This is a genomic window from Ralstonia edaphi (assembly GCF_958350185.1).
In the GTDB taxonomy this organism is placed as follows: Bacteria; Pseudomonadota; Gammaproteobacteria; order Burkholderiales; family Burkholderiaceae; genus Ralstonia; species Ralstonia edaphi.
This window is the reverse complement of record NZ_CATWHI010000003.1, coordinates 572,290-594,729: the sequence shown is the minus strand read 5'-3', so window position 1 is coordinate 594,729 and position 22,440 is coordinate 572,290. Positions and strand designations below refer to the sequence as shown.

Here is a 22,440-nt window from a genome sequence, read left to right as displayed (position 1 = left end):
CTCCAAGCGGCCGATGCCCGCATCCGGCAGTGCACGCCTCGCACACGGGCAGCGCCCAGGCAATCAATCGCCCGCGGTGCAGCCCAGCAAGCCGCTGGATGCTGCATGGCACAAAACTCGCATAAGCCGTGGGCGACCGGTCAGACCACGGCCGCGTCTTTCTCTAACGTCGGCCCATGCACAGCATTCCATCCTCCGTCGCGCAAGCACTCCAGCAACGCATCCTGAGCGGCGATTACCCGAGTGGCAGCCGCCTGCCGCCGCAGCGTGAGCTGGCGGAAACGCTGGGCGTGAGCCGCGCGTCGTTGCGCGAGGCGCTGACGGTGCTCGAGACGCTGGGGCTGGTGGACATCCTCCCCAGCCGGGGCGTGGTGGTGCGCGGCCAGAAGTTTGGCGTAGAGCAGGCCAGTGCCGAGCGCCTGCATCGCCCGTTTGCCACGCCGGCACTGGGCACGCTGTCGCCGCGTCAGTTGATTGAGCTGCGTCTGGTGCTGGAGCCCGGCTGGACGGCGCTGGCCGCCGCGCGCATGCATGCCGCCGGCCTGCGGCACCTGCAATGGCTGCAGCAGCAGTTGGCCCACGCGCTTGAGCGCAATGATTTGCTGAGCGCGGCAGAGGCGGATCTGCACTTCCACCTGCTGCTCGCGCAGTTGTCCGGCAACCCGGGGTTGATGGCGATGGCCGGCCAGTTGGAGCACGCCATCGGCCACAGCCTGCGGCTGCCCTTTGCCCGCAACGGCGCAGACGACCACCCCGCGCATGAGCACGACGCCATCGTCCAAGCCGTTGCCGCGGGCGATGCCGCCGCCAGCGCAGAGGCCATGCGCGCGCACCTGCTGTCGGCCGCACGCCGCAGCGGCATCGACCTGAGCGCCGCGCCCGCCGCGCCCGAACCCATGCAGCACGAACCGGTTTCCTTTCGCCTCGTCTCGATTCCCTGAATTTCCCGAATTTCCTGAAGGAGTTTTTGAATGATCCGCACCCTTGCTCTGCAGTCGTCGCGCCATGTTTCGCGCCGCACGTTCTTCCACGCCGTCATGGCGGTCAGCGCGCTGGTCGCGTTGCTGCCGGGCCGTCCGGCCCATGCCGATGCGCTGGCCAACATCCAGAAAGCCGGCGTAATCCGCGTGGCGATCCCGAACGACTTCCCGCCGTTCGGCTCGCTCGGCCCGGACCTGAAGCTGCAGGGCTATGACATCGACATGGCCAACCTCGTCGCCAAGGAGCTCGGCGTGAAGGCCGAGCTGGTGCCCGTCACGAGCACCAACCGCATTCCGTTCCTGACCACGGGCAAGGTGGATGTCGTCATCTCCAGCCTGGGTAAGAACGCCGAGCGCGCCAAGGTGATCGACTTCACGCAGGCCTATGCGCCGTTTCCCAAGAGCGTGTACGGCCCGAAGGATGTGTCGATCAAGGCACCGGCAGATCTGGCCGGCAAGACGATTGGCGTGACGCGCGGCTCGACTGAAGACCTGGCGCTGTCGGCCGTGGCGCCGGCGTCGGCCACCATCAAGCGCTATGAAGACAACAACGCCACGGCGCAGAGCTACCTGATCGGTCAGGTGCAGCTGGTGACGGTGGGCAACATCGTGGCCAACGCGGTGAACGAGCGCACGAAGCTGCGCCAGCTCGACCTGAAGTTCCCCGTGGAAGACACGCCTTGCTACGTGGGTGTGGCCAAGGGCGAGCCCGCGTTGCTGGACAAGGTGAACGTCATCATCACCAAGCTGAAGACGGATGGCCGCCTGAACGACCTGTCGCAGCGCTGGATCAAGATGCCGCTGCCGGCCAAGCTGTAAGCACACGCACGCCTTCGCAACACAGGCCCGGCGCCCACGTTGGTGTGCCGGGCCACGGATGACCTCCATGGCTTATCAATTCGACTTTGGCGCTGTCTTCAGTTACAGCGGCCAGCTCGCGCAGGGCGCGGCGTTCACGCTCGCGCTCACGGCGGCGGGCGCGGTGCTCGGCGGCGCCATCGGCATTGCCGGGGGCGTGTGCCGCGCCTGGCGCATCGCCCCGTTCAATGCGCTGTTCAAGGTGTATGTGGAGGGCATCCGCAACACGCCGTTCCTCGTGCAGTTGATGTTCGTGTTCTTCGGCTTGCCCTCGCTGGGCGTGCAGATCAACGAATGGCAGGCGGCGCTGCTCACGGCGGTGGTCAACCTGGGCGCGTACATCACCGAGATCGTGCGCGCAGGTATTCAAGAAACGCCGCGCGGCCAGCTGGAAGCGGCCAACGCGCTCGCGATGAGCCGCTGGGCCATCTTCCGGCACGTGGTGTTGCGGCCCGCGCTGCAGAAGGTGTGGCCGGCGCTCAGCAGCCAGATCGTGATCGTGATGTTGGGCACGTCGGTCGTCTCGCAGATTGCCGCGCAGGATCTGACCTTTGCGGCCAACTTCATCCAGTCGCGCAACTTCCGCGCGTTTGAAACCTACCTGGTGGTGACGGCGCTGTACTTTGCGCTGGCGCTGTTGCTGCGTCAGCTGCTGGCCTGGATCGGGCAGCGCTTTGTCGTGGGGCGCCGCGCGCCTGCGGCGTCCGCTGCTCCGCTTGCTGCCACCGCCACCGCAGCCGCCTCCGTTGGAGACGCCGCATGATCGCCGACATTCCTCTGTTGCCCATTCTCCTCAAGTTGGGGGAGGGCCTGCTTGCCACGCTCATGCTGTCGCTCATGGCCTTTGCGCTGGGCGGCACCGCTGGCCTGATCGTGCTGTTTGCCCGTGTGGGGCGCAATGCCACGCTGCAGCGCGTGAGCAAGGCTTACATCCAGCTCTTCCAGAACACGCCGCTGCTCATGCAGATGTTCATCGTGTTCTTTGGGGCATCGATGGCGGGGTTCGAAATGTCGCCGTGGACGGCTGCCGCCATCGGTCTGACGCTGTACACCAGCGCCTATCTGGCCGAGGTGTGGCGCGGCTGTGTCGAGGCCATTCCGCGCGGGCAGTGGGAAGCGTCTTCCAGCCTGGCGATGGGCTACTTCCAGCAGATGCGGCACGTCGTGCTGCCGCAGGCGGTGCGCCTGTCGATTGCGCCCACGGTCGGGTTCTCCGTGCAGATCGTCAAGGGCACGGCGGTGGCGTCCATCATCGGGTTTGAAGACCTGTCCAAGCTGGGTTCGGTGCTGGCCAATGCCACCTTCCAGCCATTCCTTATCTACGGGTTGGTGGCGCTGGCGTATTTCGCGCTGTGCTGGCCGCTGTCTCTTTACGCCTCTCATCTGGAAAAGAAGCTCTATGCCGCTCGTTGATCTCTGCGCCGTACACAAGCATTACGGCAACAACCATGTGCTCAAGGGCGTCGACCTGCGCGTGGAAAGCGGCCAGGTGGTCGCCATCATCGGGCGCAGCGGCTCGGGCAAGAGCACGCTGCTGCGGTCCATCAACGGGCTAGAAGCCATCGACGACGGGCAGATCGTGGTCGACAACGCGGTGCTCAAGGGCTCGCAGGCCACGCCCGCGCAACTGCGGGCGCTGCGCCTGAACGTCGGCATGGTGTTCCAGCAGTTCAACCTGTTTCCGCACCTTACGGCGGGCGAGAACGTGGCGCTGTCACCCGTGGTGGTCAAGGGCATGAAGAAGGCCGATGCCCAGGACCTCGCACGCCAGATGCTGGTCAAGGTGGGCCTGGCCGATAAGTTCGATGCCTACCCCGATCAGCTCAGCGGCGGCCAGCAGCAGCGCGTGGCCATTGCCCGCGCGCTGGCCATGCAGCCGAAGGTGCTGCTGTGCGACGAGATCACCTCCGCGCTCGATCCCGAACTGGTGAACGAAGTGCTGGCCGTGGTGAAGCAGCTCGCCGCTGAAGGCATGACGCTGATCATGGTCACGCACGAGATGCGCTTCGCGCGTGACGTGGGCGATCAGCTCGTCTTCATGCACCAGGGGCTGATCCATGAAAGCGGCCCCGCCAAGGAGGTGTTTGCCAGCCCCAAGACGGCGGAACTGGCGGCGTTCATTGGCGCGGTGCAGTGAGCGTTGTGACGGCACGGCGCACCCGCTGCGCGCCGGGGGCGGCCCGTGTCAGTGTCAGCGCCAGTGTTGGGCGGGCATTCAGGGAGTAGCAATACGCCTGTGATGCTCCAAGTGGCGGGGCGGCGGCGTCAACGCTCAACGGCTTTTGAGGGTGTGGATGGTGGCGTGGGTTCGTTTGGCCGGCCATGGTTTCGTGCCGGGTGGCCTTGCCCGTTGCGTGTTGCCACAACATTGCACGCTCCCCCATTGCCCGTTGTTCAGGAGTTGCCATGCCGCGTGTTGATGGTTCCAGTTCTTCGGCCGTGCCGCCGCCATCTACGGGCGAGGCTTCGACCAACCAGGCTCGCCCGCATCCCCAGTCCGATCTGCGCCAGCGCCCTGCGCGTGCCCGTGAGGGTGCCCTGGCCGCATTGCCGCCCGCGCCTGCGAATGTGCCCCGCGTGCCCGCTGCGGATACCGCCGTCGAAGAAGTGCCGCGCGGCCGCATTGCTGCCACGCTGGAGCGCCTGCGTGGCGCGAGGCAGGTCTTGGCGAACGCCGGTGCGCAAGCCGCGCATGTGGGCGTTCGCGCCGGGGCTGCTGCCGCGCAATATGCGTTGAATCATCCGCTCTTCACTGCTGGCGTGGGCGGCGTTGCGATGGGCAACTACAACATGCAACGTGCCGAGCAGCGCAATGACCCTCATGCCTACGCTGGCGGGCTATCCGTCACGATGTTCAGCACGGCGTTGCTGGCACTCCATGCAGGCCACGTCATTGCCGACCTGCTGCTCGCCAATCCCGCGCCGCTGCGTGTGAGCGCTGACATGCTGTCTGACGCCGTGAACATGCTCAACGGCCTGGACGATGTGGACATGACTGCAGAAGCCGGACATCACGCGCTGTACGTGATCGATCATCTGCAGGACATTGCGGCCGTGCCCCGCAACCGTCTGCATCCGGCCGTGCGGGCTGCAGCCGAACAGGCGGGCGGCAACCCACAGCAATTGATCCGCAATCTGGTGGGCGTGCTGACGGGCAATCCACCGGTGTATTCTCCGCGCCGGCCGCCACCTGGGGGCCCGCGTGCGCCAGCGCAGGCGGGGCTTGTGCCGGCAACGCTGGGCGTCAACGTCCAGACGCTGCGGCGCGCCGTCGATATGCTCACCGGTTTTGCTGGCGAGCACGAAGACATGACGGCAGAAGCGGGCCTCCACCGGCAGGACGTCATCGACCACCTGCAAGATATTGCTGCTCGCCCAGCCGGCGCGCTGCACCCGGCCGTGCGTCAAGCAGCGCAGTCCGCTGGCGACAACGCACAGCTGCTGGTACGCAACCTCGTGGCGATGCTGCAGCGCGATCCGTCCATCCTGCCGGCCCGTCGGCAGGAACCGGCGCGGTAAGACGCGGCTCCTTCCTCTGTCAGGCGCCGTCCTTCCAGGTCGCGTTCATGCCGGGGGAGGGCGGCGCGCCTCCGCCTCGTTACCGGGGCGTCTATGCCATCGCTTGCAGCCATTTTGGATTAGACATTATCAAGGCACCTCATCTGGTGCCTTTTGTCTATTTTGTGGGTGCGCTCAACATAATGGTTAAGCGCGAAAAATCGGTCATTTGTTCAGTAAGTTTTCTCTCCATCTGTGCTTCTTATCTCTCAGCAGCAGCCGGAATTTTCTTTGCTTATGCTACCGAAGCCCTGAATCCGGGCCGTAGTAAATGCCGAGAAAATCTCGATGCATTTGCTTGATGAATATTGAAATCACATTCTGGAGATAAAACATGTCGAACGTTCAGACCGCTGCCACGTCGTGGGGGACAGTGCCGTCGATCCGTGTGTACACGGCCAATGGTGGCAAGATCACCGAGCGTTGCTATGACGGGAAGGGGTGGTACACGGGCGCCTTCAGCGAGCCCGGCGATAGCGTCTCCGTCACGAGCTGGCTGGTCGGCAGCGCGGTCCATATCCGCGTGTATGCCACCAGCGGCAGCAATACCACGGAGTGGTGCTGGGACGGCAACAGCTGGACCAAGGGCGGCTATACCCAGACCACCTGATTTACAGCAAACCTGAACATGCAGAATGCCGTGCGGTTCTGCATGGGTCGGCGTAAAGCGAGTGCGTTCGCTTTGCGCCGATTTGTGTTTTGGATTTTGAAACTGCGTGGTTTTTGCGGATGCAGATAATCAATTCATAAAATCCGGGTCGCCGTTGTGTGGCATGACTTGTCGGCATTGCCCGTTCCCTGCATGACGCAGACGCACGCGCTTGCGTGGACCACGCTGTCTCGCAACTCAGCGTCCGCAGCGCCGGGGCTGGGCGTTCAGGTGCCGACGGCCCAACGCCGGCAGGCGTGCCACCAGGTTGTTGGGTGACTATAAAAAGACTATATTCAGTCCTGGTTGATTTTGCCCCAGGACTACCGTGCGCTACTCATCTCAAGTCAAACCGATCAGCTATCTCAAGGCCAACGCAGCCGAGGTGCTTACGCAGCTGGCGGAGCAGCGAGAACCTTTGGTCATCACGCAGAACGGTGAAGCGAAAGCGGTTCTGCAAGACGTGGCTTCCTACGAAGAAACCCAGGAAACACTCGCCCTGCTGAAAATTCTGGCGCTGGGTGCCCAAGAGGTGGCGGCTGGGCAAGTCACACCCGTAGCTGACGTGGTTGCCCGTCTGCGCGCGAAGCGTGCGGAGGGCTGATGGCGAGATCGCCCGCAAGGTTCCAGGTCGTGTTGACGCGAGGCGCCGAGCAAGACCTGGAATCGATCTATGACTACATTGCCGACGCAGATTCCATCGCCAGCGCGAACTACGTGCTCGATCAACTGATGGAGGCGGCAGAGAGCCTGTCGATCCACCCGGAGCGGGGCAATTACCCAAAAGAGTTGTCCGCCCTCGGCATCAAGGAATACCGGCAAACCGCATTCAAGCCCTATCGAGTCATCTATCGCGTGTCGGGTCATCAGGTTGTGATCTACCTGATTGCCGATGGCCGGCGCGATATGCAATCCCTGCTGACGCGCCGGCTGCTTGGCGCGTAAGGCAGATCCAAGCCCATCCTCCTTCGTCTCCCCATGGTTGTCCGCCCCCATCTGCACTGGTTCCGCATGCTGCTCGCATGGCGCGGATCGGTGCTGCCGCAGCTTCTGCCCCGCTTGTTCCTGATCTTCTTCGTGTCGTTGGTGGCCATCGCGGTGCATGCGCACCTGCTGCCCATCTCGGTCAACCTGAGCACGACGCCGTTCTCGCTCGTCGGCATTGCGCTGGCGGTGTTCCTCGGCTTTCGCAACAACGCCAGCTACGACCGCTACTGGGAGGCCCGCAAGCTCTGGGGGCAGTTGCTCAACACAGCGCGTTCGCTCACGCGTCAGGCGCTGACGCTGCCGCGCGCCGATGGCCCGCATGACACCAGCGGTGCCGCAGCCGATGCCGACGTGCGCGAGTTCGCAAAGGTGCTGGGTGCGCTGCCGCATGCATTGCGCCACCAGTTGCGCCACACCGATGCGCGCGAAGACCTCGCCGCCCGCTTGCCCGCGCCGTTGCTCGAACGCGTGATGGCCGCGCGCTACCGGCCCATCGCCATCGTGCAGTGGCTGGGTGAATGGGTGCAGCGTCGCACGCAAGCCGGCGCGCTCGATGCGTATGCCGCCCTGGCGTTCGACCGCAACCTCAACGAGCTGTCGAACAGCATCGGCGGGTGCGAGCGCATTGCCGGCACGCCGCTGCCGTTTGCGTACTCGGTCATGATCCACCGCACGGTGTACTTCTTCTGCGCCGCGCTGCCGTTCGGGCTGGTGGAAAGCATCGGCAGCTTCACGCCCGTGTTTGCGGTGTTCGTGGCGTACACCTTCATGGCGCACGAGGCCATCGCCTCGCAGCTCGAAGACCCGTTCGGCACCGAAGACAACGACCTCGCGCTCAACGCGCTGTCCAACACCATTGAAGACGCCGTGCTCGACATCCTTGGCGAGCCGAGCCCGCCGCCGCGTGAGGGTGTGCGGCGTGGGGTGATTGTGGATTGAGGCGGCGGCTGCGGCCGACGCTTAAACCGCCAGCGCCAGCGGCTGTGCCCAGTGCGCCAGCGCAGGCGCACTGCCGTGCAGCGTACCGCTGACCGCATCTGCGTTGCTCGCCAGCAGCGCCCCAAGCTCCACCCCGAACAGGCTCGCGCACGTTTCGTTGAGCGTGCGCACGTTGCGCAGGCCGGCGCGCCGGGCCAGCGCGTGCAGCGCTTCGGCTTCGGGCGCGTCATTGCCGCAGGCGTGCGCCAGCCGGTACAGCGCCCAGGCGGCACGTTGCTCGCGCACCAGCGCATGCAGCGCTTCCCCTTCCGCAAACAGCCGCGCACGCACCTGGCGCGGGCAGGCCTGCCAGCAGTGGCTGAGCAGGGCGGCATTCCACGCCTGCGCCGGGTGTTCGAACACCAGCGTGGCCAGCGCACGGGCCCACGGCTTGTCATGCTGGATGGCGGCCATGCGCGGGCAGCCGGCGTCGGGCACGGCCTTGAACGTGATGGCGCACGGCTGCCACGCGGTGCCCGGAATCTCGCAACCGAAGTGCGCGAAAGCGGGCACCACGAACGGGTCGCCCGGGCGCACTTCGCGCCGGCCGTTGGCATCGCGCAGGCACGCGCTGCCCAGCTCGGCCTGCACGCGCACCGCAAACGGAAAGCGCAGGCGCGAGAGTCGGACGTGGGCGCGGCTGATGAGTGGCATGGCTGACCGATAAGGCGGCGGAAGAAGCGCGACTGTCGCAGGATTCTATGTCTGCGCGCAACAGGGGCAATGTCGCCCGGGTGACAGAGTCGCGAGCAGCGCTTACAGCTCCGACAGACCGAAAAGCCGCAGCCGCTCAAGATCGGTCACGCGGATGGTCTGGTACGACTGCGTGATCATGCCGCCTTCGGCCAGCCGTTGCAGCGCGCGGTTCACGCGCTGGCGCGACAACCCCGTCAGCAGCCCGATCTCTTCCTGCGAGAGCTCCAGCACGGTGCTCGTGCGCGGGTACAGGGCGGGGTGGAACAACTGCGCAATCGCTTGCGCCACGCGCGCATCGGCGCTCAGCAGCCGATCGTTCTGCACGGTGGCGATGAACTGCCCCATGCGTTCGTTCAGCTGGCGCACCACAAAGCTGGCAAACGGCAGGCTCTGCGCGAGCAGCGTATTGAACACGGGTTCGGGCACCAGCAGCACGTGCGAGGCGCGAATGGCAATCACGTCGTAGCGGCGGTCTTCGCGCTTGATGACGCTGCCCTCGCCGCACCAGCCGCCCGCGGGCACGCCGGAGAACGTGCAGCCGCGCCCGTCGGAGGTGTACACGGCCAGCTTGATGAGGCCCGTATCGACGCCGATCCAGTAGCGGGACGGCTCGCCGCGGCGGGCAATGAAGGCGCCGGGTTCGAAGGCCTGCAGCAGGGTTTCGCGCGCGGCCAGGGCCTGGTGTTCGGGCGCAAGCGCGGTGTACCACGCATGGCCCTCCAGTTGTGTGGCGGGCGTCGGAGCACGGGGTGTCGTCATGGCAGGCGTGGGCACACGGTCAAGGGTGGCGGGGGCGCGTGGGGCTCTGCCTTCGCTTTGTAAGAAACCCGTCAGCCTTGGGTTGGCGCGGGTTTCCGGGCGGTTTGTCATCCGGGTGACAGAGTGCGGGAGCCGGCCGATGATAGCGTTGCCCAACAAAAAGCAACAGCGCCCGGCGCACGGAGACACAGCAATGCCCACGGATTTTGATAGCGGTCTGGCCCGCAACGCGGCCAACTTCGTCCCGCTCACACCCATCGAGTTTCTTGCCCGCGCGGCCGATGTGTATGGCGATCGCCTGGCCATCGTGCACGGGCCGGTGCGCCAGAACTGGCGCGACACCTACCTGCGTGCGCGGCGCCTGGCCAGCGCGCTGTCGCTGGCGGGCGTCGGCCGTGGCGACACGGTGGCGGCGCTTCTGCCCAACACGCCTGCCATGGTGGAGGCGCATTTCGGGGTGCCCATGGCGGGCGGCGTGCTCAACGCCCTGAACATCCGCCTGGATGCCGCCAACCTGGTCTTCATGCTGCGCCATGGCGAGGCCCGCGTGCTGCTGGCTGACACCGAGTTTGCCGACGTGGCCCGGCAGATGGCCCTGGAGATTCCCGGCCTGAAGGTGATTGCCGTGAACGATGCCCTGGGCCCGCAGGCCGAGCCGTTTGGCGACACCGATTACGAAACGTTCCTCGCCTCCGGCGATCCGCACTACACCTGGCAGTTGCCCGCCGACGAGTGGGATGCGATTGCGCTCAACTACACCTCGGGCACCACGGGCGACCCGAAAGGCGTGGTCTATCACCATCGCGGCGCGGCCATCAACGCGGTGTCGAACATCCTGGAGTGGGATCTCCCCAAGCATCCGGTCTATCTCTGGACGCTGCCGATGTTCCACTGCAACGGCTGGTGCTTCCCGTGGACGATCGCGGCGCGCGCAGGCGTGAATGTCTGCCTGCGCAAGTTCGAGCCGAAGCTGGTGTTCGACCTCATGCGCGACGAAGGCGTAACGCACTACTGCGCAGCGCCCATCGTTCACACCGCGCTGGTGAACGCGCCGCCGTCATGGCGCGAGGGCTTGCGTGGGCCGGTGCGCGGCATGGTGGCCGGTGCGCCGCCGCCGGCCGCCGTGCTGGCGCAGATGGAAGCCATGGGCTTTGAGCTGACGCACGTCTACGGCCTGACCGAGGTGTACGGCCCCGCCGCCGTCTGTGCCGAGCAAGACGAATGGCGCACGCTGCCCGAGCACGATCGCGCCACGATGAAGGCGCGCCAGGGCGTACGGTATCACCTGCAATCGCAGGTGGCGGTGCTCGATCCGGAAACCATGCAGCTGGTGCCGGCCGATGGCGAGACCATTGGCGAAATCATGTTCCGCGGCAACATCTGCATGAAGGGCTACCTCAAGAACGAGAAGGCCACGCGCGAGGCCTTTGCCGGCGGCTGGTTCCACACTGGCGACCTGGGCGTCTGCATGCCCGACGGCTATATCAAGATCAAGGACCGCAGCAAGGACATCATCATCTCCGGCGGCGAGAACATCTCGAGCGTAGAGGTGGAAGACGCGCTGTACCGCCACCCCGCCGTCCTGGCCGCCGCCGTGGTCGCCCAGCCGGACGCCAAGTGGGGCGAAACGCCCTGCGCCTTCGTTGAACTCAAGGACGGCGCCACCGCCACCGCAGAAGACCTGATCGCGCACTGCAAGACGCTGCTCGCCGGTTTCAAGGTGCCCAAGGCGGTGTTCTTCGGGCCGCTGCCCAAGACCTCGACGGGCAAGATCCAGAAATACGAACTGCGCCGCAAGGTGAAATCGACTTCGGCGATTGATGTGTGAGGTTGGCGGGGGCTGGCGCATTTGGCCCCGGCAACAAAAAAGAGCCCCTCGCCAACACGAGGGACTTTGCATTCCTGCAGACCGATTCAGCTCAGCTCAATCACACCCTCACGGCACCGCCACAATCGCCATCCCGCGCGGGATGTTGCCGGTGGCGGCTGACCCGCTGGCCACGGCGGTGAGCTTGCCGGTGGTGCTGTTGATGCTGTACGCGCTGACGCTGTTGTCCACCGCGCTGACCACGTAGGCGAAGGTGCCGGCGGGGTTCACGAGCACGGTTACGGGCGCGTTGCCGGTGGGCGTGGTGTCGACCAGCGTGAGCGCGCCGTTGGCGCTGTTGATGTTGAAGACGCTGACGGTGTTGTCCAGCACGTTGGCCACATACAGGAAGCTGCCCGACGGTGCGATGGCGATGTAGAACGGGTTGACGCCGGTCGCCACGGGCGAGCCCGATGCGGTGAGCGCGCCGGTGTTGCCGATGCTGTACACGCCCAGCGTGTTGTCGGCGGAATTGGCAACGTAGGCAAAGCCGCCGCCGGGCGCAACGGCAATGAACTGCGGTGTGTTGCCGGTGTTGACCGTGGTGCCCACCTGCGTGAGTGCGCCTGTGGTGTTGTTGATGGCAAACGCCATGGCCGTGCCCGGCGTGGCGCCGCTGTTGGCGTTGACCACGTAGGCGAAGGTGCCGGCGCTGTTGATGGTGACCGTGTACGGGTTGGCCCCGGCGGTAATTGGGGCGAGCGCGGTCAGCGCGCCGGTGCCCGTGTTGACGGAGAACGCCGAGAGCGTGTTGTCTCCAAAGTTGGCGGTGTACGCAAACTTGCCGTTGGGCGTGCGCGCAATGCTGTACGGCTGCATGCCGGTGGGCGTGGCCGGGCCCACCACCGTGAGCAGGCCGGTATCGGCGTTGATGGAGAGCGTGGTGACGGTGTTGTCGTTCGCATTAGCCACGTAGACGTACTTGCCCGCCGGGTCGATGGTGAGCGACAGCGGCCCTTGCCCCACGGGCACCGACGAGCCAATGGCCGTGGGCATGCCGGTGGTCAGGTCCAGCGTGAAGGCGGAGATCGTGCCGTCGTTCGAGTTGACGGCATAGCCGAACAGCGGCCGTGGTGCACAGGCCACTGCAATGGTGGTCACGTTGCTGGTGCCGACAATGCCGCTGCCGTTGGTGACGGTGCAGTTCTCGCCCGAAGGCCGCGTGCCGACCGTGGCGGAATAGGGCTTGCCCTGTGCGAGCTTGGTCGGAAAGTGGAAGCTGCCGTTGGCGCTGACCACAACCGCATCGCCGCCGTTGTCTAGCAGCGTGACGGATTTGCCGGTGGCCAGGCCGCTCACGGTGCCGCCCACGGAGTAGGTGGCCGGGGCGGGCGCGGGCGCGGGTGCCGGCGTTGGCGACGGTGTGGGCGATGGGGTGGGCGCTGGCGTGTTGTTGTTCGTCGGCGGGGTCGTGGCTCCGGCATCGTCGCCGCCACCGCAGGCAGTGAGACCCAGCGACAGCGCGGCGGCCATGACCAGCGCGGCGCCGTGCAAGCCGCGTGTGTGCCGGGAGGCGTCGGGTGGAATTGGCGCAGGTGCCGGTTGTGCGTTTGCGTGTGCGCGGCTGCTGCGTTGCGCGTGGGCGATCAAAAGCTCGGCCATGGCTTCCCCCGGTTCTCGTTGTCGCGGTCCGCTGACTCGCGTTTCCCCGAAGGATAGAAACCCCTACCCAAACGCCGACATAGGCCAATTGACCGACAAAGCCCTCGGCTTCATGGACGGAGGCGGCGCTGTAGGTCTAGGCCATGAGATTGGCGCGATACTGGCGGCTGACGTTGTTTCTCGCCTACACGCCGCTCCCTTGCCAGCCATGTCCAACGCCACCCACAACCCCAACGCCGTCGTGATCCGCCAGCTCTCTTCTGCCAATGCGGCCGATGTGGCCGACTACCGCGCCATTCGTCTCGCTGCACTCCAGGATTCGCCTGACGCATTCGGTTCAACGTACGAGGCGGAGGTCGGGCTGTCGATGGAAGCGTTTGCCGAGCGCCTGGCCACCACCATCGTGCTGGGCGCCTATGCGGGAACCGGCAGCGACGCGCGCATCATCGGCATGGTCGGCTTCAAGCAGCAGACGATGGCCAAGCTGGCGCACAAGGGGTTTGTGTGGGGGTTTTACGTGGCGCCCGACGCGCGCGGCCGCGGCGTAGGAGCGGCGCTGGTGGAGCGCATCGTGGCGGCGGCACAGGGCCTGGTCCGGCAGGTCACGCTGTCGGTGGTGCGCGGCAACGACGCGGCGCTGGCCCTGTACGAGCGGTGTGGGTTTGAAACCTACGGCGTGGAGCCGCGCGCCCTCAAATCGACCACCGGCTATGCAGATGAAGTGCTGATGGTGCGCTTCCTGCACGGCTGAACCGGTTGAGCCTGTAGGTGCAGCGCCTACGCGGGCACGCAGGCGCTGCTGTACAGCGATGGTCGTATTGGCGCCGACCTTGTTACGCCGCTGCAACATACGGCGCCTTCAACGGCACCGGGTTGCGCAGGCTCACGTTCAGCAGGTTCCAGCTGTTGATGGTGACGATGACAAAGCTCAGCTCGGCGATCTCTTCATCGCTGAAGTGCTCGCGCAGCCGGGCGAATTCTTCGTCGCTGGCATCGCTGTGCGGGGTGTTGGTGACCAGCTCGGCCCAGCGCAGTGCGGCGCGCTCGCGCTCGGTAAAGAACGGGGCCTCGCGCCAGCCGGCCACGGCGTTCAGGTGGCGCGGGTCTTCGCCCATCTTGACGAGGTCGTTCCAGTGCATGTCGATGCAGAAGGCGCAGCCGTTGATTTGCGATACGCGCAGCAGCACGAGGTCGACCAGCTTCGCGCCCAGCAAGTCGCGGCGCAGGCCGTTCGACAGGTTCAGCAGGTTGTTGAATGCCTTCGGTGCGAGTTGGAAGTAGGCAATGCGGGGGGCTTGCGACATGAGCGGCTCCTGAGGGTTGGGGTTGATGAAGGAGCCGGCGCGGGCGGCGGGTGGCTGCCTTGCGTCGCTCCATACCCTCAAGACGCCCCGGGCGGCCGGCGTGTGACAGCCCGGCCAAAAAATCTTCGTTCTTTTATGCGCCGATGCCGATGTGCGCCAGCTTGTCCGGATTGCGCACCACGTAAATGGCCACGATGCGGCCGTTCTCGATGACGAACGACTGGGCCGATTCCAATGTGCCGTTGACGTAGCGCAGCAGGCCGGGTTCGCCGTTCACGCGGGCGTGCACGTAGCGAACCTCGCCCATGGCACGCACCAGTTCGCAGTAGATCTTGGTGATCTGGCCGGCGTCTTGAATGATGCGCATGAACGACGGCACCTTGCCGCCGCCGTCGCCCACCAGTTGTGCGTCGTCCGCCAGCAGCGCGCGGATGGCGTCGCGCTGGCCTGTGCGCGAGGCTTCGGCAAAGCGTTCGAGCAAGTCCCGATGCGCATCGGGCGCGACATCAAAACGCGGGCGCTCCTGCTGCACGCGGTCGGATGCGCGGTGCACCATCTGCCGGCACGCGGCTTCGGTCTTGCCCAGCAGGGCGGCGATCTCCGCATAGTCCTGATCGAACACCTGGCGCATGAGAAACGCGGCGCGCTCTTCGGGCGACAGCCGCTCGAGCACCCACAGCAACGCCATCGACAGGTCGCCCGCCAGTTCCACGGCGGCTTCGGGCGTGGGTGCGGAGGATTCCGGCTCCACCAGCGGCTCGGGCAGCCACCAGCCGACGTAGGCTTCGCGCTCGGCCTTGGCGGCGCGCAGCCGGTCGATCGACAGGCGGGTGACCACCGTCACGAGCCACGCCTCGGCCGATTGCAGCGCGGTCTGGTCGGTCTGGTGCCAGCGCATCCAGGCGTCCTGCAGCACGTCTTCTGCATCGGCCCGGCTGCCGAGCATGCGATAGGCAATCGCAAAGAGCCGCGGCCGCGCGGCGGTGAAGGCCGTGTCTTCGCGGTCGGTGCGGCGGGCGGGAGCTGGGCTTGGCTGGGTCATGGCGTGGCGGAGGCTTCGTCTGGGGAGGTTCCTCCCTAGACGCGCGGGTGCGGTCCGTTGTGACAGGTGCGGCGATTATGCGGCGTTCGTCACGTGTTGCGTGTCGGCCGCCGTCACGGTTGCGAGCCACGGCGCCAGCGCCTGTTGCAGCGTGCCCAGGTCGATCGGCTTGCTGAGCAGGCGTGCGCCGGGGATGGGCTCGCCAATCTCGGCCTCCGTGCCATAGCCGGACATCAGCAGCACGTCCACGTGGGGCTGCAGGCGCAGCAGCGTGCGGGCGAGATCCGCGCCGGACTGGCCGGGCAGGGTGAAGTCGGTCAGCAGCACCTGCACGGAGCGCGTGCGCGCCAGTGCGAGGGCGTCTTCGGCATCGGCGGCAGACACGCATTGCAGGCCGAGGGTGGTGAGCACTTCCTGCATGGCTTCGCGCGAGGCGGTGTCGTCTTCCACCAGCAGCACCGTGGGCGGCTGCGACACGTCCGTGGCCGCGGCATGGGGCGCCGGCGGAAGATGCGACGCGGATGGCGCTTCTGCCTGCGCGTGCTCCTGTGCCTGCGCTGTGCGGCTGGCGTTGAGCACGTTGCGCACCATGCGCGCGAGGTCGTCACGCCGGTAGGGCTTGCCGAGCAGCGTCACGCCGGGCGGCAGCCTGCCGTCGTGCAGCACCTGGTCACGCGTGTAGCCCGACACCAGCAGCACCGGCAGCGGCGGTACGCGTTGCGCGGCGCGTATCGACAGTTCGCCGCCCTTGATGGGGCCCGGCATGATCACGTCGGTAAACAGCAGGTCGATGGGCGTGCCGCTGTCCATGAGTTCCAGCGCCGCTTCGCCGTTGGCCGCCGTGAGCACGCGGTAGCCGAGCTGCGTCAGCATGTCGACGGCGGTCAGGCGCACGTCGGTATCGTCTTCCACCACGAGGATGGTCTCGCGCCCACCCATGGGCGTGACGACGGTGTCGGGCAGTTCGGCGGCATCGTCCGGCACAGACTCTGCGCAGCGCGGGAAGTAGAGCTGCACCGTGGTGCCGCGCCCGACCGCGCTGTCGATGGCGATGTGCCCGCCGCTCTGCTTGACGAAGCCGAACACCATGCTGAGCCCCAGGCCCGTACCGTGGCCGTCGGGCTTCGTGGTGAAGAAGGGCTCGAAGACGTGTTCGACCACTTCGGGCGGCATGCCGACGCCGGTGTCGGTGACGGAGAAGACGAGGTAGTCGCCGGGGGCAGGCTGGTCGCGCCCTTGGCGCTGCGTTTGGGCCAGCGTGACGTTGTTGGCGGAGATGGTGAGTACGCCATTGCCGCGCATGGCATCGCGCGCATTGATCGCCAGGTTCAGCAGTGCATTCTCGAGCTGGTTGCGGTCGACCTGTACGTTCCACAAGTCGTCCGCCAGACGTGTTTCCACCTTGATGGCTTCGCCCAGCGCGCGGTGCAGCATCTCGCTCATGCCCCGGACCAGCCGCGTCGGGTTGACGACTGCCGGAGACAGCTGCTGCCGGCGTGCAAACGCGAGCAACTGCGCGGCCAGCGTGGAGCCGCGCTGTACGGCGCGCGTGGCGGCGGCTATCCGATGCTGCACGCGTGCGTTGCCGGGTGCCTCCACGGAGAGCAACTGCAGGTTGCCGGCAATCACCTGCAGCACGTTGTTGAAATCGTGCGCCACACCGCCGGTCAGGTTGCCGATGGCTTCCATCTTCTGGGCCTGGCGCAATTGCGCTTCCACTTCGGCGCGGGCCGACAGCGCATCGGCCACGCGTTGCTCCAGCGTTTCGGTCAACTGGCGCAGGGCCTGTTCGGCGGCCTGCCGTTCGCGTTCGGTCTGCACGCGCTCGGTGGTCTCCACCACGATGGCCAGCACGCCAGCGGGGCGGCCGTTGTCGTCGGGCAGCGGGCTGTAGTAAAGGTCCATCCACACGTCTTCGGGGCGGCCGTTGCGCAGCAGGACGAGTTCCTTGTCGCGATACGACAGCGTGCCGCCGCCCAGGCAGACATCCATGACATGGCGGTTGAAATCGGCCACTTCGGGCCAGCCCAGTTCAACGGGGCAGCCAAGAAGGTACGGATGACGCCCGCCGGCAAACTCGGCGTAGGCATCGTTGTAGACCATGTAGCCGTGGCGGCCCCACAGCATGACCAGCGGCACCGGGCATGCCAGCACCATCTGCACGGCCGCACGCAGGCTGGGGGGCCAGTCCTGGATCGGGCCCAGATCAGTGGAAGCCCAATCGAATGCCTGCACGCGCTGCGCCATCTCACCGCTCCAGCCGAGGCAGTCATGGTGATGCGCGAGAAACGGCATAAGGTCTCCTGTCCGGCGGGCAGCACAGTGCACCCGAGTTGAGGTCATTCTAGAAAATCGGGAGGCCGGCCGGTGTCGGCGACAGACGGCTCAAAAGCGACGTGGCGCACGCAGAAAACGTGCCTGAGCCGGCCAGCACGCTTGGCGCGCGGTGACTATCATGTGCATCCGTGCGCGCGCAGCAGCGCGGTTCGCACCCACGTTTCGCATCCACCACACGCCCACACTCGCCAGGAGATTCCATGAAGTTGATCGGCATGCTTGATTCCCCGTACGTGCGCCGCACGGCCATTTCGCTCAAGTTGCTCGGGCTGCCGTTCGAGCATGCGTCGGTGTCGGTGTTCCGGCATTTCGATCAGTTCAGCGCCATCAACCCGGTGGTCAAGGCGCCCACGTTGGTGTGCGATGACGGCACCGTGCTGATCGACTCCACGCTCATCATCGATTACGCAGAAGCGTTGTCGGGCCGCAGCCTGATGCCCGGCGCGATTGCCGAGCGCCAGCATGCGCTGCGCGTGATCGGCTTGGCGCTGGCCGCGTGCGAAAAGGCGGTGCAGATCGTCTATGAACACAACCTGCGCCCGAGCGAGAAAGTGCACGGGCCGTGGGTTGAACGCGTGCACAGCCAGTTGCTGGCGGCGCTGGAAGCGCTGGAAGCGGAGTGGAAGGACGCGCCGTTGCCCGTCGACCAGAACGAGCTGACGCAGGCCGGCGTGACGGTGGCCGTGGCCTGGGCCTTCATCCAGCTGATGGTGCCGGACCGCGTGCCGGCGGCGGACTATCCGCGCCTGGTGGCGTACTCCGCAGCGGCGGAGCAGCTGAGCGCGTTTCGCGAGTTGCCGATGGATGCGGTTTGATGCAGCGGCCGACGCGGAGCGCAGTCGTATCCGCGTCGGCCGCACCTGTCTATAGCTGATATCAGGACGGGCGACCGCGACGCCCGTATGCCAGCGTCAGCACACCGGCAAGCATGGCGCATGCGCTCAGCAGCCCGACGCCCGCGGTCGCCGTGTGTGTCAGGTCCGTCAGCCACCCGATGGCGAACGGGCTGACGAAGCCCGACAGGTTGCCAATGGCGTTGATGAAGCCGATGCCGGCAGCGGCCGCCACGCCGTCCAGCCGCGCGGTGGGCAGGTTCCAGAACAGCGGCAGCGCCGACAGGATGCCCGCCGAGGCCACCGTCAATGCGGCCATGGCGGGCACGAGCTGGTCGACGGTCAATGCGCTCACACAAAAGCCCGCACCGGCCACCAGCGCGCACGCGCCGACCAGCGTGCCCCAGTTGCGCCGCCTGTCGGCCTGCCGCGCCACCAGGTTCATGGCCACCATGGCCACCGCATACGGCACGGCACTCAACCACCCGACCGTGACGGTGCTGGCGATGCCGGCGGCGCGAATCACGCTCGGCAGCCAGAAGCTCACGCCATACAGGCCCGCCAGCAGCAGGAAATAGATCAGCGCAAACAGCAGGACCGTGCCGTTGAGGATGTCCGACGCGCGATGCAGCGGCGCCTGCGCCGGTGCGGCCTGCGCGAGATCCGCCTCCAGACGCGCCAGTGCATCGGCATTGAGCCAGCGCACTTCGCGCGGCCGGCTCGGCAAGAGGAAGAACACCAGCACGCCCACCAGCGCCGAGGGCAGCCCTTCGAGCACGAACATCCAGCGCCAGCCGGCGTGCCCGAGCTGCCCGTCGAATGCCGCCAGGATCCATCCTGACAACGGGCCGCCCACGATGCCTGCCACGGCCGTGGCACTCATGAACAGCGTGGTCATGCGGCCGCGCCGGTGCGCCGGAAACCAGTACGTGAGATACAGCACGATGCCGGGAAAGAAGCCCGCTTCCGCCACGCCCAGGAGGAAACGCAGCACGTAAAACCCGGTGGTGCTCTGCACCCAGCCCATGGCCGCCGACAGCAGCCCCCACGACACCATGATCCGTGCGATCCAGGCGCGCGCCCCCAGCCGATGCAGCAGCAGGTTGCTCGGCACCTCGAAGAAGAAATAGCCGACGAAGAAGATGCCCGCGCCGAGCCCGTAGGCGGTGGCGCTCAGGCTCAGGTCGGCCGCCATCTGCAGCTTGGCGGTGCCGATGTTGACGCGGTCGAGGTAGGCCAACACCTGGGCCAGCAGCAGGATCGGCATCAGCCGCCAGGCAATGCGGCGGTAGATGGCATCGAGTGCCGGATCGTCAGGTGCGGTGCGGGGCAGTGCGGATGGCGTGGCGGCGGCAGGTGCAGGCTGCGCCAGCGCACCGGCGTGCGGGTGCGGGTTCATGAGGTCTCCTTGGGTGTTGTTGTGTGTGTTGCGGGGTGCGGTGTTGACTGACGGGCTAGCCGGGTGCCCGCGAGTCGGTCTTCTGGTACAGCGTCCGGTCGAGCGTTTCCACCAGCACGCAGCATTGCCACCAGGCGTCGGCGTCTGCGCGGGCGGCAATGGCATCGCGCAGAACGTCGTGGATGGTCGCGGCCATGTCGCGCTGCATCTGTGCGGGGCGCGGGTTGGTCAGCACCAGGCGGGCGACGACGAACTGCGCTTGCGCGTCGTCACCGGCGAGAAATGTCCCGGCGATGTGGACGCGGCTCTTGAGGTCGCTCAGCCGCGCGCTGCCGCTGTCGGCCAACTGCTGGTGGATCGTGCGCAACAGCGCGGGAAAGTCCAGGCGACGTGCCAGCGGCTCGGTCGCTTCGATCACGATATGCGGCATGGCAGTGCGTGCAGGTTGTGCGGGTTGCCGAGCAGCTTGGCGGCGGGCATGCAGCGCCGCCGCCGGGCCGGCGTCAGATGGTTTCGGGCTCGCGCACGCTCAACGGGCTTGCGGCCGTGTAGCGGGCGATCTCGTCCTTGCGCAGGAAGGCCACGCCGGGATGCTGCTTGGCGTAGCGGAGGAAGGCGTCCCACGCGCGCACCATCTGCGGCGTGCCGCTGATGCGGTCGTGCGCGCTGATCGACATCATGCGGCGGCGCGAGCCGGCTTCTTCGTAGAGCTGGTCGAAGTCGAGCTTGATCTGCTCGAGGAAGGCCGATGGCGAGTAGTTGCGGCCTTCGATCAGCAGGATGTCGTTGTTGCGCAGCGTATAGGGCACGACCACGAAGTCGCGGCCGTTGACTTGCTCGATGAAGGGCTCGTCTCGGCTCAGGTCGTCGATGTGATACAGGTAGCCCAGCTCCTGCAGCAGCGACAGCGTGTTGGGGCCGCGTCGCAGCCAGTTGCAGTTGTAGCCAACGGGGCGCTGGCCGGTCACCGCCTCGACCATCGTCATGGCTTCGCTCAGGAAGGCGCGTTCCTGGGCGCGCGTCATGGCGTATTGCGAACTCCAGCGCGGGCCGTGCCCGGCGGCCTCGTGGCCGCGTGCGACGATCTCGCGCGCGAGTTCCGGGTGGCGCTGCGCCGCCTCGCCGATCATGTGCGAGGTCACCTTCACGCCGTGCCGGTCCCACAGGTCGAGCATGCGCGGAATGCCCTCGCGGTAACCGTAGGCAAACCACGTGTTGGTGGCCGGGTCGGACGGCATGCTGGCCGGAAAGTCGATCTTGGGGAATGGGCTGTCGGTGCCTTTGGGCGGCTGGCCGCCGGCTTCGAACTGCATCGAGATGGAAATGACGAGGCGGATGCCGTCTGGCCAGAACTGGCCTGTGCTGGGCGTGCCCGCAACCGCTGGGCCGCTGGCCCGCGGTGCTTGCGCGGCGGCGTTGCCGGCCAGCAGCGCGCCGGCAGCCAGGGCGCTTGCCCCGGCGCCTGCACGGCTGAGAAACGTGCGGCGGCCAGCGTGCGGCTGGGCGGCAGCGGTGTCGACGCGAGCGTCGGTGGAGAACGGGGTAGCAGGCAGTCGGGTCATGGCGCAAGCGCGAACGTGAAAGACCGGGGCATGCTAGCCTTCGCGAAATCGCGGAAATACCGCTGCCAATAGGAAACATCCTTTCCGAAACGCGAAGAATTGCCCCATGCTCGACAACCTGCCCGCGCTCATTTCGTTTGCCCGTATCGTTTCCGCCGGCAGCCTGTCGGGCGCGGCGCGCGAGATGGATTTGCCGCTGTCCGTCATCAGCAAGCGCCTGGCGCAGCTCGAAGCCGCCTTGGGCGTACGCCTGATCCAGCGCACCACGCGCCGTCAGACGCTGACCGAAGAGGGCGTGCTGTTCCACAGCCGCGTGGTGCGCATCCTCGATGAAATCGAACAGGCCGAGTCGCTGCTGATGCAGCGTCGCCAGGCCGTGAGCGGCCTGCTGCGCGTGACGGCGCCGGGCCAACTCGGGCGACGGCGCATTGCGCCCATCGTGGCGGCGTTTCAGCGCGAGCATCCGCAACTGAGCGTGCAGCTGGAGCTGACCGACGCCGTGGTCGACCTGATCGACAGCGGCTACGACATGGCCATCCGCTTCGGCGCGCTGACCGATTCGACGCTGATTGCGCGGCCGCTGGCCCCGAACTTCCGGGTGCTATGTGCCTCGCCGGCATACGTTGCCGAGCATGGTGCGCCGGTGCATCCGGCAGACCTGGTGCAGCATCGGTGCATCCTCATCGGTGATCAGCGCCGCGCGGACTGGCGATTCAGCAGCGGCGGCGAAGAACACACCGTGCGCGTGACCGCCTCCATCGTCACCAACGACGGCGAAGCCGCGCATACGCTGGCCGCCGAGGGCGCGGGCATTGCCGTCAAATCCATCTGGGACGTGGGCGACGATCTGCTGGCGGGGCGCCTGGTGCGCGTGCTGCCGGGGCACTCCGTGTCGGCGGCACCGCTGCACGCGATCTATCCGCACAGCCAGCACCTTGCGCCGCGCGTGCGCGTGTTTGTCGACTACGTTCGGGACCGGCTGCAGCAGGACTGGCGCTGGGACGCGCTGTGACTGCGGGGCCGGCGCAC

24 protein-coding genes are annotated in these 22,440 nt (G+C 66.6%); 15 read left to right on the top strand and 9 right to left on the bottom strand.

Annotation, left to right across the window (positions count from 1 at the left end):
- Nucleotides 1-176: 176 nt before the first annotated feature.
- From R2669_RS13250 to R2669_RS13200, 11 genes are all read left to right on the top strand, one after another.
- Complete coding sequence (locus tag R2669_RS13250) at nt 177-941, top strand: FadR/GntR family transcriptional regulator (RefSeq protein WP_316875122.1); 765 nt, start codon at nt 177-179, stop codon at nt 939-941.
- 30 nt (nt 942-971) lie between these two features.
- Nucleotides 972-1,799, top strand: coding sequence for a transporter substrate-binding domain-containing protein (locus R2669_RS13245; protein ID WP_430708790.1), 828 nt, complete (start codon nt 972-974; stop codon nt 1,797-1,799).
- A gap of 67 nt (nt 1,800-1,866) precedes the next feature.
- Complete coding sequence (locus R2669_RS13240; protein ID WP_027678607.1) at nt 1,867-2,601, top strand: amino acid ABC transporter permease; 735 nt, start codon at nt 1,867-1,869, stop codon at nt 2,599-2,601.
- Nucleotides 2,598-3,251, top strand: coding sequence for an amino acid ABC transporter permease (locus R2669_RS13235; RefSeq protein ID WP_316900533.1), 654 nt, complete (start codon nt 2,598-2,600; stop codon nt 3,249-3,251). The genes R2669_RS13240 and R2669_RS13235 overlap by 4 nt, the downstream gene beginning before the upstream one ends.
- Nucleotides 3,238-3,975, top strand: a complete 738-nt coding sequence (locus R2669_RS13230) for an amino acid ABC transporter ATP-binding protein (RefSeq protein ID WP_102064220.1) — start codon at nt 3,238-3,240, stop codon at nt 3,973-3,975. The genes R2669_RS13235 and R2669_RS13230 overlap by 14 nt, the downstream gene beginning before the upstream one ends.
- Before the next feature lie 269 nt (nt 3,976-4,244).
- Nucleotides 4,245-5,357 (top strand): hypothetical protein, encoded by a 1,113-nt coding sequence (locus R2669_RS13225; RefSeq protein ID WP_316900531.1) that lies wholly within the window; start codon nt 4,245-4,247, stop codon nt 5,355-5,357.
- 47 nt (nt 5,358-5,404) lie between these two features.
- Entirely contained in the window at nt 5,405-5,698 is a 294-nt protein-coding gene (locus R2669_RS13220; protein WP_316900530.1) for a hypothetical protein, read from the top strand.
- A gap of 32 nt (nt 5,699-5,730) precedes the next feature.
- On the top strand, nt 5,731-6,006 hold the full coding sequence (locus R2669_RS13215) for a fucose-binding lectin (protein WP_147216794.1): 276 nt from the start codon (nt 5,731-5,733) through the stop codon (nt 6,004-6,006).
- Nucleotides 6,007-6,373: 367 nt separating this feature from the next.
- On the top strand, nt 6,374-6,649 hold the full coding sequence (locus R2669_RS13210) for a type II toxin-antitoxin system Phd/YefM family antitoxin (RefSeq protein WP_147216796.1): 276 nt from the start codon (nt 6,374-6,376) through the stop codon (nt 6,647-6,649).
- Nucleotides 6,649-6,990, top strand: a complete 342-nt coding sequence (locus R2669_RS13205; protein WP_316900528.1) for a type II toxin-antitoxin system RelE/ParE family toxin — start codon at nt 6,649-6,651, stop codon at nt 6,988-6,990. Before R2669_RS13210 ends, R2669_RS13205 begins: the two co-directional genes overlap by 1 nt.
- A gap of 33 nt (nt 6,991-7,023) precedes the next feature.
- Entirely contained in the window at nt 7,024-7,971 is a 948-nt protein-coding gene (locus tag R2669_RS13200; RefSeq protein ID WP_316900526.1) for a bestrophin family protein, read from the top strand.
- Nucleotides 7,972-7,992: 21 nt separating this feature from the next.
- Here R2669_RS13200 and R2669_RS13195 read toward each other — a convergent pair whose 3' ends face one another.
- Together R2669_RS13195 and R2669_RS13190 are read right to left on the bottom strand one after the other, a co-directional pair.
- Nucleotides 7,993-8,664 (bottom strand): AraC family transcriptional regulator, encoded by a 672-nt coding sequence (locus tag R2669_RS13195; protein ID WP_316900524.1) that lies wholly within the window; start codon nt 8,662-8,664, stop codon nt 7,993-7,995.
- 102 nt (nt 8,665-8,766) lie between these two features.
- Nucleotides 8,767-9,465: a Crp/Fnr family transcriptional regulator gene (locus tag R2669_RS13190; RefSeq protein ID WP_316875110.1), complete on the bottom strand. Its 699-nt coding sequence runs from the start codon at nt 9,463-9,465 to the stop codon at nt 8,767-8,769.
- 193 nt (nt 9,466-9,658) lie between these two features.
- Here R2669_RS13190 and R2669_RS13185 point away from each other — a divergent pair, with 193 nt between their 5' ends.
- On the top strand, nt 9,659-11,293 hold the full coding sequence (locus tag R2669_RS13185; protein WP_316875109.1) for an acyl-CoA synthetase: 1,635 nt from the start codon (nt 9,659-9,661) through the stop codon (nt 11,291-11,293).
- Between the two features lie 108 nt (nt 11,294-11,401).
- On the opposite strand, the gene R2669_RS13180 is transcribed toward R2669_RS13185, so the two are convergent.
- Entirely contained in the window at nt 11,402-12,934 is a 1,533-nt protein-coding gene (locus R2669_RS13180; RefSeq protein WP_316900522.1) for a lactonase family protein, read from the bottom strand.
- A gap of 208 nt (nt 12,935-13,142) precedes the next feature.
- Between R2669_RS13180 and R2669_RS13175 the strand changes: the two genes are divergently transcribed.
- Nucleotides 13,143-13,685 (top strand): GNAT family N-acetyltransferase, encoded by a 543-nt coding sequence (locus R2669_RS13175; protein WP_147218580.1) that lies wholly within the window; start codon nt 13,143-13,145, stop codon nt 13,683-13,685.
- Between the two features lie 82 nt (nt 13,686-13,767).
- Here R2669_RS13175 and R2669_RS13170 read toward each other — a convergent pair whose 3' ends face one another.
- From R2669_RS13170 to R2669_RS13160, 3 genes are all read right to left on the bottom strand, one after another.
- The gene (locus R2669_RS13170) at nt 13,768-14,238 is read right to left on the bottom strand and encodes a carboxymuconolactone decarboxylase family protein (protein ID WP_147218582.1); all 471 of its coding nucleotides are present in this window, start codon (nt 14,236-14,238) and stop codon (nt 13,768-13,770) included.
- 133 nt (nt 14,239-14,371) lie between these two features.
- On the bottom strand, nt 14,372-15,280 hold the full coding sequence (locus R2669_RS13165) for an RNA polymerase sigma-70 factor (RefSeq protein ID WP_316900520.1): 909 nt from the start codon (nt 15,278-15,280) through the stop codon (nt 14,372-14,374).
- A gap of 75 nt (nt 15,281-15,355) precedes the next feature.
- Nucleotides 15,356-17,575 carry a response regulator gene (locus tag R2669_RS13160; protein WP_316900518.1) on the bottom strand — a complete coding sequence of 740 codons (2,220 nt, stop codon included), beginning with the start codon at nt 17,573-17,575 and terminating at the stop codon, nt 15,356-15,358.
- Between the two features lie 242 nt (nt 17,576-17,817).
- Here R2669_RS13160 and R2669_RS13155 point away from each other — a divergent pair, with 242 nt between their 5' ends.
- A complete protein-coding gene (locus R2669_RS13155) occupies nt 17,818-18,432 on the top strand; it encodes a glutathione S-transferase (protein WP_316900516.1) in 615 nt (204 codons plus the stop codon).
- A gap of 61 nt (nt 18,433-18,493) precedes the next feature.
- Here R2669_RS13155 and R2669_RS13150 read toward each other — a convergent pair whose 3' ends face one another.
- The 3 genes from R2669_RS13150 to R2669_RS13140 form a co-directional block, all read right to left on the bottom strand.
- On the bottom strand, nt 18,494-19,849 hold the full coding sequence (locus R2669_RS13150; RefSeq protein ID WP_316900514.1) for an MFS transporter: 1,356 nt from the start codon (nt 19,847-19,849) through the stop codon (nt 18,494-18,496).
- Nucleotides 19,850-19,904: 55 nt separating this feature from the next.
- A complete protein-coding gene (locus R2669_RS13145; RefSeq protein WP_316900512.1) occupies nt 19,905-20,279 on the bottom strand; it encodes a 5-carboxymethyl-2-hydroxymuconate Delta-isomerase in 375 nt (124 codons plus the stop codon).
- A 73-nt stretch (nt 20,280-20,352) separates the two neighbouring features.
- On the bottom strand, nt 20,353-21,411 hold the full coding sequence (locus R2669_RS13140) for a polysaccharide deacetylase family protein (protein ID WP_316900509.1): 1,059 nt from the start codon (nt 21,409-21,411) through the stop codon (nt 20,353-20,355).
- A gap of 106 nt (nt 21,412-21,517) precedes the next feature.
- On the opposite strand from R2669_RS13140, the gene R2669_RS13135 reads away from it, so the two are divergent.
- Nucleotides 21,518-22,423 (top strand): LysR family transcriptional regulator, encoded by a 906-nt coding sequence (locus tag R2669_RS13135; protein WP_316900507.1) that lies wholly within the window; start codon nt 21,518-21,520, stop codon nt 22,421-22,423.
- Nucleotides 22,424-22,440: the final 17 nt, after the last annotated feature.

Excerpts from the sequence above, each read along its gene's own strand:
- R2669_RS13250 (WP_316875122.1), top strand. The coding sequence starts at position 177 with ATGCACAGCATTCCATCCTCCGTCGCGCAAGCACTCCAGCAACGCATC.
- R2669_RS13245 (WP_430708790.1), top strand. The coding sequence starts at position 972 with ATGATCCGCACCCTTGCTCTGCAGTCGTCGCGCCATGTTTCGCGCCGC.
- R2669_RS13240 (WP_027678607.1), top strand. The coding sequence starts at position 1,867 with ATGGCTTATCAATTCGACTTTGGCGCTGTCTTCAGTTACAGCGGCCAG.
- R2669_RS13235 (WP_316900533.1), top strand. The coding sequence starts at position 2,598 with ATGATCGCCGACATTCCTCTGTTGCCCATTCTCCTCAAGTTGGGGGAG.
- R2669_RS13230 (WP_102064220.1), top strand. The coding sequence starts at position 3,238 with ATGCCGCTCGTTGATCTCTGCGCCGTACACAAGCATTACGGCAACAAC.
- R2669_RS13225 (WP_316900531.1), top strand. The coding sequence starts at position 4,245 with ATGCCGCGTGTTGATGGTTCCAGTTCTTCGGCCGTGCCGCCGCCATCT.
- R2669_RS13220 (WP_316900530.1), top strand. The coding sequence starts at position 5,405 with ATGCCGGGGGAGGGCGGCGCGCCTCCGCCTCGTTACCGGGGCGTCTAT.
- R2669_RS13215 (WP_147216794.1), top strand. The coding sequence starts at position 5,731 with ATGTCGAACGTTCAGACCGCTGCCACGTCGTGGGGGACAGTGCCGTCG.
- R2669_RS13205 (WP_316900528.1), top strand. The coding sequence starts at position 6,649 with ATGGCGAGATCGCCCGCAAGGTTCCAGGTCGTGTTGACGCGAGGCGCC.
- R2669_RS13200 (WP_316900526.1), top strand. The coding sequence starts at position 7,024 with ATGGTTGTCCGCCCCCATCTGCACTGGTTCCGCATGCTGCTCGCATGG.
- R2669_RS13195 (WP_316900524.1), bottom strand. The coding sequence starts at position 8,664 with ATGCCACTCATCAGCCGCGCCCACGTCCGACTCTCGCGCCTGCGCTTT.
- R2669_RS13190 (WP_316875110.1), bottom strand. The coding sequence starts at position 9,465 with ATGACGACACCCCGTGCTCCGACGCCCGCCACACAACTGGAGGGCCAT.
- R2669_RS13185 (WP_316875109.1), top strand. The coding sequence starts at position 9,659 with ATGCCCACGGATTTTGATAGCGGTCTGGCCCGCAACGCGGCCAACTTC.
- R2669_RS13180 (WP_316900522.1), bottom strand. The coding sequence starts at position 12,934 with ATGGCCGAGCTTTTGATCGCCCACGCGCAACGCAGCAGCCGCGCACAC.
- R2669_RS13175 (WP_147218580.1), top strand. The coding sequence starts at position 13,143 with ATGTCCAACGCCACCCACAACCCCAACGCCGTCGTGATCCGCCAGCTC.
- R2669_RS13170 (WP_147218582.1), bottom strand. The coding sequence starts at position 14,238 with ATGTCGCAAGCCCCCCGCATTGCCTACTTCCAACTCGCACCGAAGGCA.
- R2669_RS13165 (WP_316900520.1), bottom strand. The coding sequence starts at position 15,280 with ATGACCCAGCCAAGCCCAGCTCCCGCCCGCCGCACCGACCGCGAAGAC.
- R2669_RS13160 (WP_316900518.1), bottom strand. The coding sequence starts at position 17,575 with ATGCCGTTTCTCGCGCATCACCATGACTGCCTCGGCTGGAGCGGTGAG.
- R2669_RS13155 (WP_316900516.1), top strand. The coding sequence starts at position 17,818 with ATGAAGTTGATCGGCATGCTTGATTCCCCGTACGTGCGCCGCACGGCC.
- R2669_RS13150 (WP_316900514.1), bottom strand. The coding sequence starts at position 19,849 with ATGAACCCGCACCCGCACGCCGGTGCGCTGGCGCAGCCTGCACCTGCC.
- R2669_RS13145 (WP_316900512.1), bottom strand. The coding sequence starts at position 20,279 with ATGCCGCATATCGTGATCGAAGCGACCGAGCCGCTGGCACGTCGCCTG.
- R2669_RS13140 (WP_316900509.1), bottom strand. The coding sequence starts at position 21,411 with ATGACCCGACTGCCTGCTACCCCGTTCTCCACCGACGCTCGCGTCGAC.
- R2669_RS13135 (WP_316900507.1), top strand. The coding sequence starts at position 21,518 with ATGCTCGACAACCTGCCCGCGCTCATTTCGTTTGCCCGTATCGTTTCC.